Source organism: Parerythrobacter aurantius, from assembly GCF_045291475.1.
Lineage (GTDB): Bacteria > Pseudomonadota > Alphaproteobacteria > Sphingomonadales > Sphingomonadaceae > Parerythrobacter > Parerythrobacter aurantius.
The window spans coordinates 2,426,176-2,443,100 of the sequence record NZ_CP147985.1 but is presented as its reverse complement, the minus strand read 5'-3'; the positions used below and the strand labels follow the sequence as shown (position 1 = coordinate 2,443,100).

The window sequence follows — 16,925 nt, the reverse complement described above, 5'->3', positions numbered from 1 at the left end:
TTGAGGCTGCAAGGGCAGGCGCTAGATAGATGGTCATGGCCACACCGCCCGTCACCGAATTGACCGACCGCGCCCGAGCGATTTTCCAGCTCGTTGTAGAGGGATATCTGGAAAGCGGGCAGCCGGTCGGGTCGAAGACGCTGGCGCAGGACCAGTCGCTCAACCTGTCCCCTGCATCGATCCGGTCGGTGCTGGCGGACCTGGAGGCGGTCGGACTGCTCGCCGCGCCACATACCAGCGCGGGCCGTTTGCCAACCGAGACAGGCCTCAGGCTCTTCGTCGACGGCATGATGCAGGTCGCAGAACCTACGCGCGCCGAGCGCGAAGCAATCGAGGCGCGGCTGGAGAAGTCCGGCCCGATCGAACAGGCGCTGGAGGCCACCAGTGCCATGCTCTCCGATCTCAGCGGAGCGGCCGGCATGGTGATGGTGCCGAGCCGCGAGCCGCGGCTGGCGCAGATCACGCTGGTTCCCTTGGGGCAGGGCAGGGCGCTGGCGGTATTGGTGGGTGAGGACGGCGGGGTCGAGAACCGCGTGATCGAGGTCGGGGATACGCCCGCGCACCTGCTGGAGCAGGTCAGCAACTACATCACCGCTCGGCTAATGGGCCGCACCCTTGCCGAGGCCAGCGCGGCGATGCGGCAGGAGATCGCGGCGGGCAAATCGGCGCTCGACAAAGCCAGCCAGGACCTCGTCGAACGGGGTCTTGCGGTCTGGACCGAAGACACAGCCAAGCGTCCGTTATTGATCGTGCGCGGGCAGGCGAACCTGCTCGACACCAGCGCGCTGGAGGATATGGAACGGGTCCGCTCGCTGCTCGACGATCTCGAAAACAAGCAGTCAGTGGCCGAACTTCTGGAAACCGCGCGAGAGGCACAGGCGACCCGTATCTTTATCGGCAGCGAGAACCGGCTCTTCGCCTTGTCGGGCTCCTCCGTGATCGCCTCGCCCTATCGCGACCGCGAGGGCAGGGTTGTCGGCGTGCTGGGGGTGATCGGCCCGACTCGGTTGAATTACGCGCGCGTTGTCCCCATGGTGGATTTCACGGCCCGTTCGCTGGGCAAACTCATCGGTTAACCGGAAAAATCTCAGAACAATGATCGAAGATACCAAGAAGCAGGACACTGCGGCTGACGCAGAAGTTGAACGCGAACTGGAGGGCGTGCCCGAGCATCTTCGCGAGGGTGGCAGCGAAGATGAGGGCGAAAGCCTGTCGGACGCCATCGCCCAGCTCAAGAGCGACCTCGAAGCGGCAAAACAGGAAGTTCTCTACGCCAAGGCCGACACGCAGAACGTGCGCCGTCGGATGGAGAAGGACATCCAGGACGCGCGCGCCTATGCCGCAACCGGTTTCGCCCGCGACATTTTGTCGGTGGCCGACAATCTCGGCCGTGCGATCGACTCGATCCCGCAGGAATTGCGCGACGACGAGAAGTTCAAGGGTCTCGTCGCCGGGATCGAAGCGACCCAGCGCGAAATCGACAAGGTGTTCGGCCAACATGGCGTGACCCGTATCGCTGCCATGGGCCTGCCGCTCGATCCCAACCAGCACCAGGCGATGATGGAAATCCCCACGACCGATGCCGAACCGGGCACCATCGTTCAGGAGATGCAGGCCGGCTATATGATCAAGGACCGACTGTTGCGCCCGGCCATGGTCGGCGTTGCCAAGAAGCCCGAATGATGCGGCGTATCCTAGGCGCATTGGTGTTGGGGCTGGCCGCTTTTCCTCAGCCCCTCCTCGCCCAGGATAGCGCCGACCAGGTCCTCCAAGCCCTGGCGGAGCAGTATCGCAAGAACAGTGCGCTCCGCGAAGGGGCCGCGATCGGGGAAGGCGGCTCATTGGTGTACTCGGGAAAGCTGCCCGACGTTACTCCGGCAGCGATGCAGGCGAATGCGGAGCGATCCGCAGAGCTGCTGAGGCAGCTGGAAGCAGTGGCACCGGAGGAGCTGTCGGCAAAGGCAAAGATCGATGCAGCCGTGTTGCGCACATTGCTGCAGGAAGAAATCGGAAATGCCCGGTTCCGCGAATGGGAGATGCCTTTCGACAGCGACAACAACTTCTGGAGCTATCTGGCCCCTCGCGGCGCGCTGACGACCATTGCCGAGTACGAAAGCTATCTCGCCCGGCTCAACGATGTGCCGCGATATTTCGACGAGAACATCGCCAACGCTCGTAGCGGCCTCGCTCGCGGATTTTCTGTCCCGCAGGTTACGCTGGCAGGTCGCGATGTATCGCTCGCGGCCTATGTGACCGAGTCCGCAGAGGATAGCCCGTTCTGGGTTCCGTTCGCCCGGATGCCCGCTGCGATCCCGCCTTCAGAGGCAAACCGGTTGAAAGCTGCCGGCAAGGCCGCCATCGAAAATGCGGTCACTCCAGCCTACACAAGACTGCTCGCATTCTTTCGCGAGGAATATCGTCCCCGCGCTCGAGAGACTCTGGCCGCAAGCGTGATGCCTGACGGCGCGGACTACTACGCCCAGCAGATCCGGCAGTACACGACGCTCGATCTTTCTGCAGAACAGATCCACGAAATCGGCCTCGCGGAAGTGGCGCGCATTACCGCCGAAATGGAAAAGGTGAAAACGGAGGCGGGCTTCGACGGCTCGCTGGCCGAGTTTGTCCAGTTCCTCCGCTCGGACCCGCAATTCGTCGCCCGCACGCCTGACGAACTGATGGGCGTCGCTTCCTACGCAGCAAAACGGGTCGACGGCAAGCTGGCGCAGTACTTCGGCTTCCTGCCGCGCCACCGCTTCTCCATCGTCGAGGTCGATCCGGCGATAGCGCCGTTCTACACCGCCGGTCGGGGCGGCTACGTCGCCTGCCAGATGAATACCTACGACCTGCCCTCAAGGCCGCTGTACAATATTCCCGCGCTGACCCTGCACGAATGCGCGCCGGGCCACAGCTTCCAAGCCGCAGTCGCCAACGAGCAGCCCGCCGCCGCCGAATTCCGCCGCCGGACCTATTTCAGCGGCTTCGGCGAAGGCTGGGGGCTGTATGTCGAATATCTCGGCAACGAGATGGGCATTTATCGCACGCCATACGAGAGGTTCGGCCAGCTCAGCTACGAGATGTGGCGGGCAGTGCGGCTGGTGATCGATACCGGCATCCACCACTATGGCTGGAGCCGCGAGCAGGCGGTCGACTATCTCGCCACCCGCACCGCCCTATCGACCCATGAGGTCAATACCGAAGTGGATCGTTACATCAGCTGGCCCGGCCAGGCACTGGCCTACAAGCTCGGCGAGATGACCATGCGCCGGGTACGCGGGAAGGCGGAGGCAGAACTCGGCGACAAGTTCGACATCCGCAAGTTCCACGATGTCGTCCTGTCGCTGGGCTCGGTACCTCTGCCAGTACTGGAGGAGCGCATCGACGCCTTCATTACCGATGGTGGGCAGGGGCTGGACGGGGTGAAATACTAACCCCTCTCTCCGGGCGCACCCGATCAGACGAGCTGCGACGCGTTTTCGTCCCGGTGCTTCTTCAGATATTTCATGAAGGGCGTCCCTCCGGTGCCTACATCGGGGTCATTACCGGCAATACTGCCCGCCTGCTTGTTGATGTAGCTCGCCGCATATTCGAGGTGGCGGGTGCGGAAGCGGGCCGACTGATTGAGGCAGGCGTTGAACGCATCCTTCAGGCTCTGTCTGCCCGAGGCACTCACGAAATCGCGCAGTGTCGATTGGGCGGCGAGATCCTCGATGAAGCGGCGATGCGGCACCGGGCGGTAGCTGTGCAGCTCGTCGAGAAACTGGCGTAGCGGATCGTCGCTATGGCCCACCTGGAACAGCGCATCCATCGCCGGGACAATGCTCGACTGGCTGCCGGTCTGCCCGCGCAAGGCCTGTGGCTTGCCGCCCAGCTTCTCCACGCCGTCATATACCAGTCCGCCGTGCTCAAGCGCCGGGTTGTTGGCCCAGCCGTGGATGTAGGGGCGCACGCGATGGAAGTAGATGTAGGGATCGCAACGCTCGGGCATACGGGCGAAATGGCCATAGATGCGCTCCCACGCCTCGTTCATTTCCAACAGCAGGCGCTCGGCCTCGGTTTCATCCGCGATGCCGACAAGTCTGGCGGCATTGTCGAGCAGCACCCCGGCCTCGGCCTCGATCGCGACATGGATCATCACGAACCAGTTTTCGTCGTCACCGCCGAGGAAGTTCTGGTGCATATAGATATTGTCGAGCGTGATCGGGCCTGTCTTGTCGAGCCGCGCCCAGTTGTCGAGCACATAGCCCGAATAGGGTAGCAGAGGCGCCTGTCCCAGCCGGTCGGATACGGCCACCATAGGCCGGGCGAGGTTGGCGGGAAGATGCGCGGGCGGCTTCGGCTCGCCCCAGACGTAGGCCTGCACGAGGAAGGAATAATGCACCATCGCGGTGCGGACCTCTTCCTCGGGCGCTTCGCGGGCCCAGTCCTCGAGGCCGGGATCGGGCAGCTTGTCGAGCCAGTGGCGCACGCGCCCGGTCGACATCAGGCCAGAGAGGTTTCCCGCGGCCTTGAACACATCGGCAAACTGGCTGGGGAGGGTGATCTCGTCGATCTCGTAATGCGAAAGATAGCCGCGCTCGCGGCTCAAGCCGTAGTCCTGAAGCTCCATTGTCGAGACTCTTGGGCCGGGCGCGGGTTGGGCCGCCCGTGAGCAATCCGGTAACAACTGCAACCGGATTGCTCAAGGCGGATACGTCAAAAAGGCGGTATAATGGAACGGATCCCAACAGTATCAGATATGTTCGTGGGTCATGTCGAATTCACGCACACCGCGCTCCCGCCGGGCGATGTCCACCAGGCGGCGCAGTTCCTCACGCCGGGCCTGGGCATCGGCGACATGTGGCATGACCAAGCGGCTGTTGCGGGTGGTCTCATCGCTGGACGTGATCGTGATGGTCCCGATACCGGCCACCTGGTTCAACAGGCTGAAGTCGAGCCGCACATCCTTGACACGGTAGAGTTCGACTTCATCGACACTCTTCATGATGATACCGCGGCGGACGACAACCCGGTCGCGGCTGATTTCGAATGCCTCGCTCAGCACTTGCAACCATTTCCAGCCGATGATGAGCGCCGCAAACAGGGTCAACAACAGGGGCCATGCACCCCAGTCGCCTGCTGCACCGACGGTGACGGCAAAGCCGGCAAGGCCCAGTACCAATGTCGCCAGCCCGGCAGAGGTACCGACGAGCCAGCGCCCGAGCGACGGACGGAAAAAATCGCGGGTCTCGGTCATCGGTTCTATTCCTCCCCCATTATCCGGTCAGCTTGCGCCGGGAAAATTCACCAGCAGATCGTAGGCGGCCGGATCTCCGACACCTCCTATGCGGATACCGCTGCGCAGCCAGTAGGCGTGCTTGACGATTTCGGCCTGCTGTTCGATCCCGTATTGCTCCAGCGTCCAGCCCGGTTTGAGGCTGTAGGCATAGCGGCAAAAGGGATGGCGGTGCAGCGGCAGGTACCAGTCGCCTTTCTGCTGCGTCTGCCAGACATGGGTCATCTCGTGGATGAAAAGGCCGCGCTTGCGGAAATCGGCGAGACCGAAATCGTCGCAATAAGCATCGCCCTGGGGGTGGAAATGGACGTGTCCGCGTGGAGCCATAGTGATCTTGCGCGGCTGGAAGGGAAAGAATTTCCGCCGTCGCAAGGTTACCTTGTCATAGCGGATGGCATCGCCGAACACGCTCCGGGCAATCGCAACCTCGGCCTCCGTCAGTCCTCGCTCCCCGCCGACGGGGCAGGACAAGGTGTCCCCTGCGTGAGAGTGACCGAGACCGTCGGCCAAACCTAGTGCTCCATCTTCATTTCGCCCGCAGGCAGCACATCGGCGGTGAATTTGGCGATCTTCCCGCCAGTGAAGGCGAGAGTGACATCGACCTTGCCGCCAGGAGCAACCGTTTCGTCCAGCTTCATCGTCATCACGTGTTTTCCGCCCGGCGCAAAAGAAACCTGGTCACCGGCTTTGATCGTGAGTTTCTCCAGCGGGACCATTTGCGTCATGCCGTTCTTCTCGACAACGTCGTGGACCATCGCACTTTCCGACTGCGCGACTGCGGCACTCTCGAGGACCAATTCGCTCGCCCCCTCGTAAGAAAGGTCGAAAAACAGACCTGCCGGATTGCCGGCCACCGTCGGCATCGTCAGATGAGCTTTCGCAACGAAAAGCCCTTCGATCCCGGTCTCTGCGGGCTTGGCAGCCTCTTGCTGTTCCGGCTCGTGCGAGGGTTGGTTGCAGCCCGCTATCGAAAGAGATGCAAGGCCCATCGCCAGTGCGGTCAAAGTGCGGTTCATGAAAGAGGAACTCCGGGTCAAACCATTCCCGCAACTAGTATCCGGACCGATAATTGCCAACCCTTGTCCCGACCCAAAGGCCACCTATATCCGCCGGGTAAACCGAGCTGCCGACCGGTCTTGCCGCCCAGCGGGGGACCAGATGTGCGGCGTCCAACAAACGAACCGAATGGGGTAGTAATGAGCAAAGTTATCGGGATCGACCTCGGCACCACCAACAGCTGCGTTTCCGTCATGGACGGCGGAAAGCCCAAAGTCATCGAGAATTCGGAAGGCGCGCGCACCACTCCGTCGATCGTCGCCTTCACCAAGGATGGCGAACGCCTTATCGGCCAGCCGGCCAAGCGCCAAGCGGTGACCAACCCCGACAATACGCTGTTCGCGATCAAGCGCCTGATCGGCCGCCGCTTCGACGATCCGATGACCAAAAAGGACATGGAGCTCGTCCCCTACAACATCGTCAAGGGCAAGAACGGCGATGCCTGGGTCAATGCCGGCGGTGAAGATTACAGCCCCAGCCAGATCTCCGCCTTCATCCTGCAGAAGATGAAAGAAACCGCCGAGAGCTATCTCGGCGAAACCGTTACCCAGGCGGTCATCACCGTGCCTGCGTATTTCAACGACGCGCAGCGTCAGGCGACCAAGGACGCCGGGCAGATTGCCGGCCTTGAAGTCCTGCGCATCATCAACGAGCCGACCGCGGCCGCGCTGGCCTATGGCATGGACAAGGACGACGGCAAGACCATCGCGGTCTATGACCTCGGCGGCGGCACCTTCGACGTCTCGATCCTCGAGATCGGCGACGGCGTGTTCGAAGTGAAGTCGACCAACGGTGACACCTTCCTCGGCGGTGAAGACTTCGACAATGCGATCGTCGAGTACCTCGCCGACGAGTTCAAGAAGAAGGAAAACATGGATCTGCGCGCCGACAAGCTCGCGCTGCAGCGCCTGAAGGAAGCCGCGGAAAAGGCCAAGATCGAACTTTCGAGCTCGGCCCAGACCGAAGTCAACCTGCCCTTCATCACCGCTCGCATGGAAGGCGGCAGCTCGACGCCGCTGCATCTGGTGGAGACGATCACCCGTTCGAAGCTCGAGCAGCTCGTCGGTGATCTGATCAAGCGCACCATCGAACCGTGCAAGAAGGCGCTGGCCGATGCCGGCATCGACAAGAGCGGCGTCGATGAAGTGATCCTGGTCGGCGGTATGACCCGCATGCCGAAGGTTCGCGAAGTCGTGAAGGAGTTCTTCGGCAAGGAACCTCACACCGGCGTCAACCCGGACGAAGTCGTCGCCATGGGTGCGGCGATCCAGGCCGGCGTGCTGCAGGGCGATGTCAAGGACGTGCTTCTGCTCGACGTAACCCCGCTGTCGCTCGGCATCGAGACGCTGGGCGGCGTGTTCACCCGCATGATCGATCGCAACACCACCATCCCGACCAAGAAGACCCAGACCTACTCGACCGCAGAGGACAACCAGAACGCGGTGACGATCAAGGTCTCTCAGGGCGAGCGCGAGATGGCGGCGGACAACAAGCTGCTGGGCCAGTTCGACCTCGTCGGCATCCCGCCGGCGCCGCGCGGTGTGCCGCAGATCGAAGTCACCTTCGACATCGACGCCAACGGCATCGTCAATGTCAGTGCCAAGGACAAGGGCACCGGCAAGGAACAGCAGATCCGCATCCAGGCCAGCGGTGGACTGTCGGAAGCCGACATCGACCAGATGGTCAAGGACGCCGAGAAGTTCGCCGAGGAAGACAAGAAGCGCAAGGAAGCGGCCGAGGCTCGCAACCAGGCCGACAGCCTCGTGCACGCGACCGAGAAGCAGCTGGAAGAGCACGGCGACAAGATCGACGCTGCCCTGAAGGGTGAAGTCGAAGCCGCTGTCGCGGAAGCCAAGACTGCGCTCGAAGGCGACGATGTCGACGCCATTAACACCAAGGCACAGGCACTGACCCAGGTCGCGATGAAGATGGGCCAGTCGATCTACGAACGCGAACAGGCCAACGCCTCTGCCGGCGCCGAAGCGGATGCGCCCAAGAAGGAAGACGACGTCGTCGATGCCGAATTCTCGGAAGTCGACGAAGACAACAAGGGCTGATGTCCTGATGGAAAACCGGGCCGCTGCTGGTGCTGTCGCATCGGTGGCGGCCTGAGTTTTGGGACGGGGTGAAAAATGTCAGCCGAAACAGACCTTTATGATTTGCTGGGTGTCGATCGCGGTGCCGACGATGCGACCATCAAATCCGCCTATCGCAAACTGGCGATGAAGTGGCACCCGGACCGCAATCCGGGCGATGCCGATGCGGAAGCGCGCTTCAAGGGCATCAGCGCTGCGTACGATGTCCTGAAGGACCCGCAGAAACGGGCCGCCTACGACCGCTTCGGGCACGCAGCGTTCCAGAACGGGGGCGGGGGTCGCGGACCACAGCCCGATTTCGGCGATATCGGCGATATCTTCGAGACGATTTTCGGCAGCGCCTTCGGAGGCGGCAGTCGCCAGCGCCCGCAGCGCGGTGCCGACTTGCGGTACGACATGGATATCACGCTCGACGAAGCGTTCCACGGCAAGGACACCGAAATCGAGATCGAGGTGTCTGTCGCTTGCGATACCTGCAGCGGCTCGGGTGCAGAGCCCGGCACCGGCACACGTGGCTGCAACCTGTGCAAGGGCTATGGCAAGGTCCGCGCGCAGCAAGGCTTTTTCATGGTGGAGCGTGCATGTCCCAATTGCCAGGGGCGCGGCGAGGTCCTGGAAGATCCCTGCCATACCTGCCGCGGCGAGGGCAGGGTGGACAAGGCGCAGGCACTGAAGGTCGAAATACCGCCTGGCGTCGATACCGGCACGCGTATCCGCCTCAGCGGCAAGGGTGAGGCCGGGCCGCGTGGGGCTCCTCCCGGCGATCTGTACATCTTCCTCCATTTGAAGCCGCACGACGTGTTCGAGCGCGACGGAACCTCGCTGGTCACCCGCGTACCGATCAGCTTTACTAAGGCCGCGCTCGGCGGCTGCGTGGAAATTCCCGATCTCGACGGGTCGACGAACACCATCGATATCCCTGCAGGAATCCAGTCGGGCAGGCAATTGCGCAAGCGCGGGTCAGGCATGCCGGTGCTGCAAGGCCGGGGGCGCGGTGATCTCATCGTCGAGGTCATCGTGGAAACGCCGACAAAATTGTCGAAAGAGCAGAAGGCACTGCTGGAACAATTCCGGGAAACGGAGACCGGTGACGAATGCCCGCAGAGCCGAGGGTTCTTCGACAAGATCAAGGAAGCCTTCGGCGGCTAGCCTTCCGCGCTTGCCTAGCGGCTGGAACCCCTGCACAGTATCCTGAAAGGGCACTGCACAAGGGGATTGCCATGAAACATGCCGCAACATTCGCCAGCCTGTTCCTGCTTCTCGGCGTCTCCGCCAGCGCCCAACGCAATTTCGACGACGTCGAAGTGACAGCCGAGCAAGTCGCCCCGGGGATCGCCGTGCTCTACGGTTCAGGCGGGAACATAGGCGTCAGCTACGGCGAGGACGGGACGATCCTGATCGACGACCAGTTCGCCCCGCTTACGGCCAAGATCGAGGCTGCCGTCGAAAAACTGGGAGCGACCCCGGTCGAATTCCTCATCAACACGCATTTCCATGGCGACCATACGGGCGGCAATGAGAACTTCGGCAGGAAAGGGGCGCTGATATTCGCGCAGGAGAACGTCCGTGTCCGCCTCAAGGCCGGTCGAGAGGGCGAGAACCCGATCGCACCTGCAGCCAAGGAAGCACTGCCTGTCGTCACCTATGACCAAGGCCTGCGCCTCAACCTCAACGGCGACACCGTCGATGTCATGTTTCTCGGGGGCGGCCATACCGACGGCGACAGCGTTATCTTCTGGCGCGGCGCCAACGTCGTCCACATGGGCGATCTCTATTTCAAGATCCCCGGCTATCCGTTCATCGATGTGGGCTCAGGCGGCAATGTCTTCAACGCGATGAATTCGCTCGATGCCGTCATCCGCATGATTGACGACCGGACGAAGGTCATTCCCGGGCATGGCCCGCTGTCGAACAAGGCCGAACTGGTTGCCTATCGCGCGATGATCGGCGATGCGGTGGCACGGGTGCAGGCCCTGAAAACTGAGGGCAAGAACCTTGAAGAAACGATAGCGGCAAAGCCGCTTGCTGGCTTCAACCGCGGCGAGGGCTTCATCAGCGCCGACGGTTTTGTGACCGCGATCTGGAAAAGCATGGAATAGGGCCCTAGCCGAGCCGCTCCCCGACCTCCCGTCGCAAGCTTTCAATCAGCCCTGCGGCACAACGACCGGCGGCGGCTTCCTCGTCCAGTATGGCGAGAAAGGCATCGCGCTTGAAAGTGCGGCACGTTTCCTCGTCGAACCGCCGATCGACGGTCGAGCAGACAAGGTCGATCATCCGCTCTGCACCGTGCAAGCGCCCCCAGACATAGTCGTTCTCGCGATAGGCACGGCTGAAGAAGGCGCCGAAATTGTAGAACTCGGTCCCCTTCAGCGTGGCCCGGGTTCCGCCCTCGCGTATCGAGCGGGCATCGTCGGGGCTGATCCGATCGACCTTGACTGGATCGAACTCCGTATAGCCGTTCGACCCTACCAATGGCAGGGTTGCGACATCGTAGAAGGGAAAACCGAGATAGGTCAGCAGCATCCGCCGCTTCAGGTTGGAGGGCATCTGCTGGAGCGCGGCGGCCAGCCGCTCTTCGGCCTCGATATCCGTGGCGGGGAGCAGGTGATGGGTTGCAAAGGCATCGATCACGGCACCAGGATCTTCGAACACCTTGCCTGCGAGGACCCTGAACCGCGGCCCGAGGTGATCGATCCCCGATCGATCGAGATATAGCGAGAGGATTCCGTAGATCGCCTCGCGTCCCCGATCGAGGGCGGTATCATCGATCTCCGGATCCGCATCCCAATCGCGCGACAGGCGGCGTGCGAGCAGCCTTAGTCGGCGTATGCGAAACCCGAGGTCATGGGCACGGAAAAAATCGATCGCCTCCGGCGTGGCGCCGCCGGTGGGCACACTCAATGCCGAAAGCCCGCGCCTCTCCAGTTCTTCAGTCAGCACGCCCACAATCGGCAGGGTATCGGGCAGCTTCAGCTGCGGCGCGGCATCGTGTACCAGCGCGGCCAATTGCTCGACGATGCCGCTGAACTTCGTCTGGGCGTAGGAATGGAAGGCATATCCTGCCCGCTCGGCCGCAGCCTGCTGTGCCTTGTTGCGCCAATTGGCGAGCCTGCGCGGGTTAGGGCTGTCGAGGAAGAAGGTACGGCCGAACAGGCGCTCGATCGCGTCGTCGATCCCGGGGCGCATGGCGGCGACGATGCGCTGCAAGCGGCGCGCCTCGCGCGACTGCTCTTTCAGGGCTTCCAGGTTGTCGCGGATGGGCTGCTCGCGAGGGATTGTCGAAAGCGAACCGAAGATCGCGGAAAAGAAACCCACCGGTCGGTCGTGCGCTTCACGCATGGTCCCCAGGCGGTCCGGACGCGGATCGATATAGACGAAGCGTCGGTCGACCTCGCGGTGGGCGGGGCGTCCCCGCAAGGCTTCGATGGCCCCGGCGAAGGGTCGGTTGATCAGCACCGACCCGTCGATGAGCGCGACGGAATCGAGGCTGTCTTCGGCAATATGGACCGGCATGACCCGCTCGAGGAAGGCCTTTCGCTCGCGCCAACGGATGCCGGTACGGGCCGCCAGCGTGTCGATTTCAGCCAGCGTGAGCGGCGGAAATGCCCCTGGAAAACTTGAAGTGGCGCGCGCCGCAAGCGTCAATTCGAGCGGGTCAGCCAGATCGCTGCCGCCTTGCACCGGCGCGACGTTGCGAAACGACAGGGGCAGGCGATGCTCGCTCTCTTCGACCACCGGCGGGCTGTTGAGCCGCAGCATCTCGAGGTACCCGCGAAAGTCGGTCGTCGTAACATACAGGTCGATTGGATGCCCGGGCGGCAACAGGGGGGGTCCCTCTCCGCTGTCCTGCATCGTCTGCAAAGCATCGAAGATGAGGGCGGACATGCCGATGCCGGAAAACGGCGGCTGGAACCATCGCCCGCGGATGAAGCGGGATACCTTGCGCCGGACTTCCTTGCGCGTCTCGGGCGCGACGCTTTCACTTACCGCATTGCCGGGCCGGCGCAGGAGCCACCATGCAATGGGCTGGGCCCAAAACTTGGCAAACCGCCAGAGCGGGCGGGCGTCGGGGTCGAGCAGATGCTCGACATCGGCATTGTCGAGCCACAGGTCGGTCAATGGTTCGAGCGAAGCGCCAGAGTGGATCGCCTGCGCCAGGAAGACCGCGTTGATGCCACCGGCGCTTGCACCGCTAAGGATGTCGGTAAGGACCCGAAGCCGCACGTCAGTGTGCCTTTCGACGGCGTCCAGCACGGCCTGATAAACGCCCGCACTGCCAGATAGCGGCGGCTCACCGCCATGAAACGTTCTGCTTGCCCTTACGAGATGCCAGAGCTCCTTGGTTACGCCATGCATGTACACTGCAAGGCTCACACCGCCGTAGCATACCAGCGCTATGCGTAGTTCCTTCTGCCGCATCCGCCGGTTGTGCGGGCAAATGCCCGCAATGGCAATTGCGTTCTGCAAATGTTCCGTCTAACTGTCCGCAATGGCGAAGACGAAGAAGAAATACGTGTGCCAGGCTTGCGGGGCGGTGGCGCATCGCTGGCAGGGCCAATGCGCCGACTGTGCGGAATGGAATTCCCTGGTCGAAGATGCGCCGGCGACAGTGTTTTCGCTGAAGCATGACCTGTCGAGCGGAGGTCGGGCGATAGAGTTTGTTGACCTCAACCAGCCGGGAGACGAGCTCGTCCGGCGAGGTACGGGCATGGCGGAATTCGACAGGGCCCTGGGTGGCGGGCTGGTGCCGGGATGCGCAATCCTGATGGGAGGCGACCCGGGGATAGGCAAGTCGACCCTGTTGCTGCAGGCGGCCGCCAACATCGCCAAGCGCGGGCAACAGGTCGTCTACGTCAGCGGTGAGGAAGCGGCGGGACAGGTGAGGATGCGCGCGGCGCGGCTAGGGGTCGCCGATGCACCGCTCAAGCTCGCCTCGAGCACATCCGTCCGCGACATACTGACCACGCTCGGCAACATGGAAGCGCCGGCAATGCTGGTGATCGATTCCATCCAGACCATGCATTCCGATACTATCGAGGGCGCTCCCGGTACCGTCAGCCAGGTACGCGGATGCGCGTTCGAGCTGATCCGCTATGCCAAGGAAACCGGGACCGCACTGGTGCTGGTCGGCCACGTGACCAAGGACGGCACGATTGCCGGCCCCCGCGTGCTCGAACACATGGTCGATGTGGTGATGAGTTTCGAGGGCGAGCGGAGCCACCAGTACCGGATCCTCCGCGCGCTCAAGAACCGGTTCGGCGCGGTCGACGAAATCGGGGTGTTTGCCATGGCGGGGAAGGGGCTGGAGGAAGTCGCCAACCCGTCGATGCTGTTCCTTTCCGGGCGTGAGGAGCCTTTGGCCGGCAGCGCCGTCTTCCCGGCGCTCGAAGGCACTCGCCCGGTGCTCATCGAAGTGCAGGCCCTCATCGTACGCTTGCAGTCAGGGGCCACGCCGCGGCGCGCGGTCGTCGGCTGGGACAGCGGTCGACTTGCCATGTTGCTGGCAGTCCTCGAATCGCGCTGCGGCCTCAATTTCAGCGCGGCGGAGGTCTATCTCAACGTTGCCGGAGGGTACCGGCTGTCCGATCCGGCGGCCGATCTTGCAGTCGCCGCCGCCCTTGTTTCCGCCCTGACCGACAAGCCGCTGCCGGACCGTTCGGTCTGGTTCGGGGAGGTTTCGCTTGCCGGCGAGGTCCGGCCGGTCGCACATGCGAGCCTGCGTCTGCGCGAAGCGGCGAAGCTCGGCTTTGCAAGCGGCTGCGGGCCGCAAAGCGGCGGGGACCGGGTGGAGGGCATGCGTTTCTCTCCCGTTGATCGCCTGGCCAAGCTCGTTGACCGGGTGATAACCACAAACTAGGTATTCGAACCGGAATGACCGGTTTCGATATCATTGTTTTCGCTATCGTAGGCGTCGCGGCCATCGGCGGGTTCATGCGCGGTTTCGTGCAGGAAGTCCTTTCGCTGGCGACCTGGATTCTCGCGCTGTTCGCGATCCGCAACCTGCATACGCCGCTCTACACGGCGATCGAACCCTATGTTCCAACCCAGACGGGCGCCGCCATCATCGCCTTCGTCTTGCTGTTGCTGATTCCTTACGCGGGGATGAAACTGATCGCCGGACGCGCGGGAGACGGGGTGAAGGCATCGCTGCTCGGCCCGATCGACCGCGTCCTCGGCTTCGGCTTCGGCGCGATCAAGGGCGCCATCGTCGCCGTGTTCGCATTTTCGGTGCTCGTGCTCGGCTACGACGAGATCTGGGGTTACCAGGGCCGGCCGACCTGGATCGCGACCGCACGCACCTATCCGGTAATCAATGCCGCATCCGAAGACCTCGTCCCGATTATCCGGGAACGCCGTGCCGTGCTCAACGCCGAGAAGAAGAGGCAGGACGAACTGCTCGGCCTGTGATGGCACGCGCTGCGGCAGCCCCGCTCTATACCCGCGAGATACTGGCACTGGCTGTCGAACTGGCCAAGGTGCCTTACGATCCGGCAATGCCTTTAAGCGGGTCAGCGCGTTCCCGTAGCTGCGGAAGCTTGCTCGAGTTGTCGGCCGCGCTCGACGGGCAGGGGCAACTGTCCGGCATCGGGCTGCGGGTATCGGCCTGCGCGGTCGGGCAGGCGAGCGCTGCCATCTTCGCCCGCCACGCCATCGGGCGCGGCCTTGCGGAAATTGCCGGACAGCTGGCAGGGATAGAGGCCTGGCTCGGCGATGACGGACCTTTGCCGACATGGCCGGACCTCGCAATGCTCGAACCGGCGCGCGCATTTCCCGCGCGGCACGGGGCAATCCTGCTGCCGTGGAAGGCCGGCATTGCGGCGCTTTCCAACGACCCGCACGGCAGCTAGGGAAATCGCCATCGCATCAGGGAGAGCGAAGCAATATGAGCGAGGCAGCAGCCCTCAAGGGGCGCGAACCGACCGACAAGGAAATCCGGCTCGTGATTGCCGCATCCTCGGCGGGGACCATCTTCGAGTGGTACGACTTCTTCATCTACGGCACACTGGCCGCACTTATCGGCGCGGCGTTCTTTCCCAGCGATAACGAGACGCTGGAAATCCTGCTCGTGTGGGCCGGCTTCGCGGTCGGTTTCGGTTTCCGGCCACTCGGGGCGGTTCTCTTCGGTTTTCTCGGCGACCGGCTTGGACGCAAGTACACTTTCCTGGTGACGGTTACCCTGATGGGCATCGCGACCGCCGGCGTGGGTCTTGTCCCCGGGGCCGCCAGTATCGGTATCGCCGCGCCGCTGATCGTGCTCGTGCTGCGCATCCTGCAGGGCCTCGCCCTCGGCGGGGAGTACGGCGGGGCTGCCATCTATGTTGCCGAACATGCCCCGCCCGAGAAGCGCGGCTTCTACACCAGCTTCATCCAGGCCAGCGTCGTCGGCGGCTTCGTTCTGTCGATCCTGGTCGTTCTCCTGTGCCGCGCCTTCATTCCGGCCGACGACTTCGCCGCATGGGGCTGGCGGATTCCCTTCCTGCTGTCGATCATCTTGCTCCTCATTTCGTTGTGGATGCGGCTCAAGCTGTCTGAAAGCCCGGTGTTCCAGGCGATGAAGGAAGCTGGCGAGACCGCCGGCAATCCCTTCGTCGAAAGCTTTACCTATCCGGGCAACAAGAAGCGCATTTTCGTTGCCCTGTTCGGCGTGGCGGGTGTCCTGACAGTGATCTGGTACACGGCCTTCTTCTACGGCCTCTCGTTCCTGCGCGGTCCGATGCGGGTAGACGAGGGCCTGACGGAGATCATTATGCTGGTCGCCGGCCTCGTTTCGATGAGCTTCTACGTCATGGTCGGCAAATGGTCGGACCGGGTCGGGCGCAAGAAGCCGATCATCATCGGGGCGATAGCGACCCTTGTGTTCCTGTTTCCGATCTTCTGGGGACTCGGCGCGCTCAGCAATCCCGGCCTTGCGCAGAGCGTGCGCGAGGCACCTGTCTTGGTGTCGGGTGCGCAGTGCGATTTCGATCCCTTCGCGAGCAAGCAGGCCACGCCCTGCGGCCGGGTGCTGGCCGACCTGACGTCGCTCGGGGTCAGCTACGACCTGACCGCCTCGACCGGTGATCCGCGCATCACCGTGGGCGGCGACGCCATCGCGGCAGACCTGACGGACGATGCCAGCCGCAAGGCCGAACTGCAGGCTGCCTTCGAAGCGAAAGGCTACGATTTGTCGAAGCAGTCGCCGCCTCTGCCGAACATTGTCGGCATTATCGCCCTGCTTTGCGCGCTCGGCATGCTCTCGGCATTGACCTACGGCTCGGTCGCCGCCTTGCTGGCGGAGATGTTCCCGGCCCGCATCAGGTACAGTTCCATGTCCATTCCCTACCACATCGGTGCGGGCTACCTGGGCGGGTTCCTGCCGCTCATCGCGGGATATATCGTGGCCAGCACGGGCAATGCCTATGCGGGCCTGTGGTACTGCTGGGTCGTCATGGCCTTCGGGCTGGTGGTGGCGTGGTGGGGCATACCCGGCGGGCCACCCCGCGATTTCGAGGATTGACCCG

At 63.1% G+C, this 16,925-nt stretch carries 15 protein-coding genes; 10 read left to right on the top strand and 5 right to left on the bottom strand.

Annotated elements, in window-relative coordinates:
* Positions 1-35: 35 nt before the first annotated feature.
* Genes hrcA through WAB17_RS12130 form a run of 3 tightly spaced genes read left to right on the top strand, consistent with a single transcriptional unit; the run spans position 36 to position 3,428 of the window.
* Positions 36-1,076, top strand: coding sequence for a heat-inducible transcriptional repressor HrcA (gene hrcA, locus WAB17_RS12140; RefSeq protein WP_435417602.1), 1,041 nt, complete (start codon positions 36-38; stop codon positions 1,074-1,076).
* 19 nt (positions 1,077-1,095) lie between these two features.
* Complete coding sequence (gene grpE, locus WAB17_RS12135) at positions 1,096-1,683, top strand: nucleotide exchange factor GrpE (protein WP_435417601.1); 588 nt, start codon at positions 1,096-1,098, stop codon at positions 1,681-1,683.
* On the top strand, positions 1,680-3,428 hold the full coding sequence (locus tag WAB17_RS12130) for a DUF885 domain-containing protein (protein WP_435417600.1): 1,749 nt from the start codon (positions 1,680-1,682) through the stop codon (positions 3,426-3,428). The genes grpE and WAB17_RS12130 overlap by 4 nt, the downstream gene beginning before the upstream one ends.
* A gap of 23 nt (positions 3,429-3,451) precedes the next feature.
* On the opposite strand, the gene WAB17_RS12125 is transcribed toward WAB17_RS12130, so the two are convergent.
* From WAB17_RS12125 to WAB17_RS12110, 4 genes are all read right to left on the bottom strand, one after another.
* Entirely contained in the window at positions 3,452-4,606 is a 1,155-nt protein-coding gene (locus WAB17_RS12125) for an indoleamine 2,3-dioxygenase (RefSeq protein WP_435417599.1), read from the bottom strand.
* Positions 4,607-4,729: 123 nt separating this feature from the next.
* The gene (locus WAB17_RS12120; RefSeq protein ID WP_435417598.1) at positions 4,730-5,233 is read right to left on the bottom strand and encodes a PH domain-containing protein; all 504 of its coding nucleotides are present in this window, start codon (positions 5,231-5,233) and stop codon (positions 4,730-4,732) included.
* Positions 5,234-5,260: 27 nt separating this feature from the next.
* Entirely contained in the window at positions 5,261-5,743 is a 483-nt protein-coding gene (locus WAB17_RS12115; protein WP_435417597.1) for a vgr related protein, read from the bottom strand.
* A 41-nt stretch (positions 5,744-5,784) separates the two neighbouring features.
* Complete coding sequence (locus WAB17_RS12110; protein WP_435417596.1) at positions 5,785-6,276, bottom strand: copper chaperone PCu(A)C; 492 nt, start codon at positions 6,274-6,276, stop codon at positions 5,785-5,787.
* 192 nt (positions 6,277-6,468) lie between these two features.
* Here WAB17_RS12110 and dnaK point away from each other — a divergent pair, with 192 nt between their 5' ends.
* From dnaK to WAB17_RS12095, 3 genes are all read left to right on the top strand, one after another.
* Positions 6,469-8,385: a molecular chaperone DnaK gene (dnaK, locus tag WAB17_RS12105; RefSeq protein WP_435417595.1), complete on the top strand. Its 1,917-nt coding sequence runs from the start codon at positions 6,469-6,471 to the stop codon at positions 8,383-8,385.
* A gap of 75 nt (positions 8,386-8,460) precedes the next feature.
* Positions 8,461-9,573 (top strand): molecular chaperone DnaJ, encoded by a 1,113-nt coding sequence (dnaJ, locus tag WAB17_RS12100; RefSeq protein WP_435417594.1) that lies wholly within the window; start codon positions 8,461-8,463, stop codon positions 9,571-9,573.
* Positions 9,574-9,644: 71 nt separating this feature from the next.
* Positions 9,645-10,523, top strand: a complete 879-nt coding sequence (locus WAB17_RS12095) for an MBL fold metallo-hydrolase (RefSeq protein WP_435417593.1) — start codon at positions 9,645-9,647, stop codon at positions 10,521-10,523.
* A gap of 4 nt (positions 10,524-10,527) precedes the next feature.
* On the opposite strand, the gene WAB17_RS12090 is transcribed toward WAB17_RS12095, so the two are convergent.
* Positions 10,528-12,843, bottom strand: a complete 2,316-nt coding sequence (locus WAB17_RS12090) for a patatin-like protein (RefSeq protein WP_435417592.1) — start codon at positions 12,841-12,843, stop codon at positions 10,528-10,530.
* A 70-nt stretch (positions 12,844-12,913) separates the two neighbouring features.
* Here WAB17_RS12090 and radA point away from each other — a divergent pair, with 70 nt between their 5' ends.
* From radA to WAB17_RS12070, 4 genes are read left to right on the top strand one after another with little or no spacing between them, the layout of a single operon-like run.
* Entirely contained in the window at positions 12,914-14,281 is a 1,368-nt protein-coding gene (gene radA, locus WAB17_RS12085; RefSeq protein ID WP_435417591.1) for a DNA repair protein RadA, read from the top strand.
* 14 nt (positions 14,282-14,295) lie between these two features.
* Complete coding sequence (locus WAB17_RS12080) at positions 14,296-14,832, top strand: CvpA family protein (protein WP_435417590.1); 537 nt, start codon at positions 14,296-14,298, stop codon at positions 14,830-14,832.
* Complete coding sequence (locus WAB17_RS12075) at positions 14,832-15,272, top strand: iron-sulfur cluster assembly scaffold protein (protein ID WP_435419387.1); 441 nt, start codon at positions 14,832-14,834, stop codon at positions 15,270-15,272. The genes WAB17_RS12080 and WAB17_RS12075 overlap by 1 nt, the downstream gene beginning before the upstream one ends.
* A gap of 35 nt (positions 15,273-15,307) precedes the next feature.
* A complete protein-coding gene (locus WAB17_RS12070; RefSeq protein ID WP_435417589.1) occupies positions 15,308-16,921 on the top strand; it encodes an MFS transporter in 1,614 nt (537 codons plus the stop codon).
* Positions 16,922-16,925 lie beyond the last annotated feature (4 nt).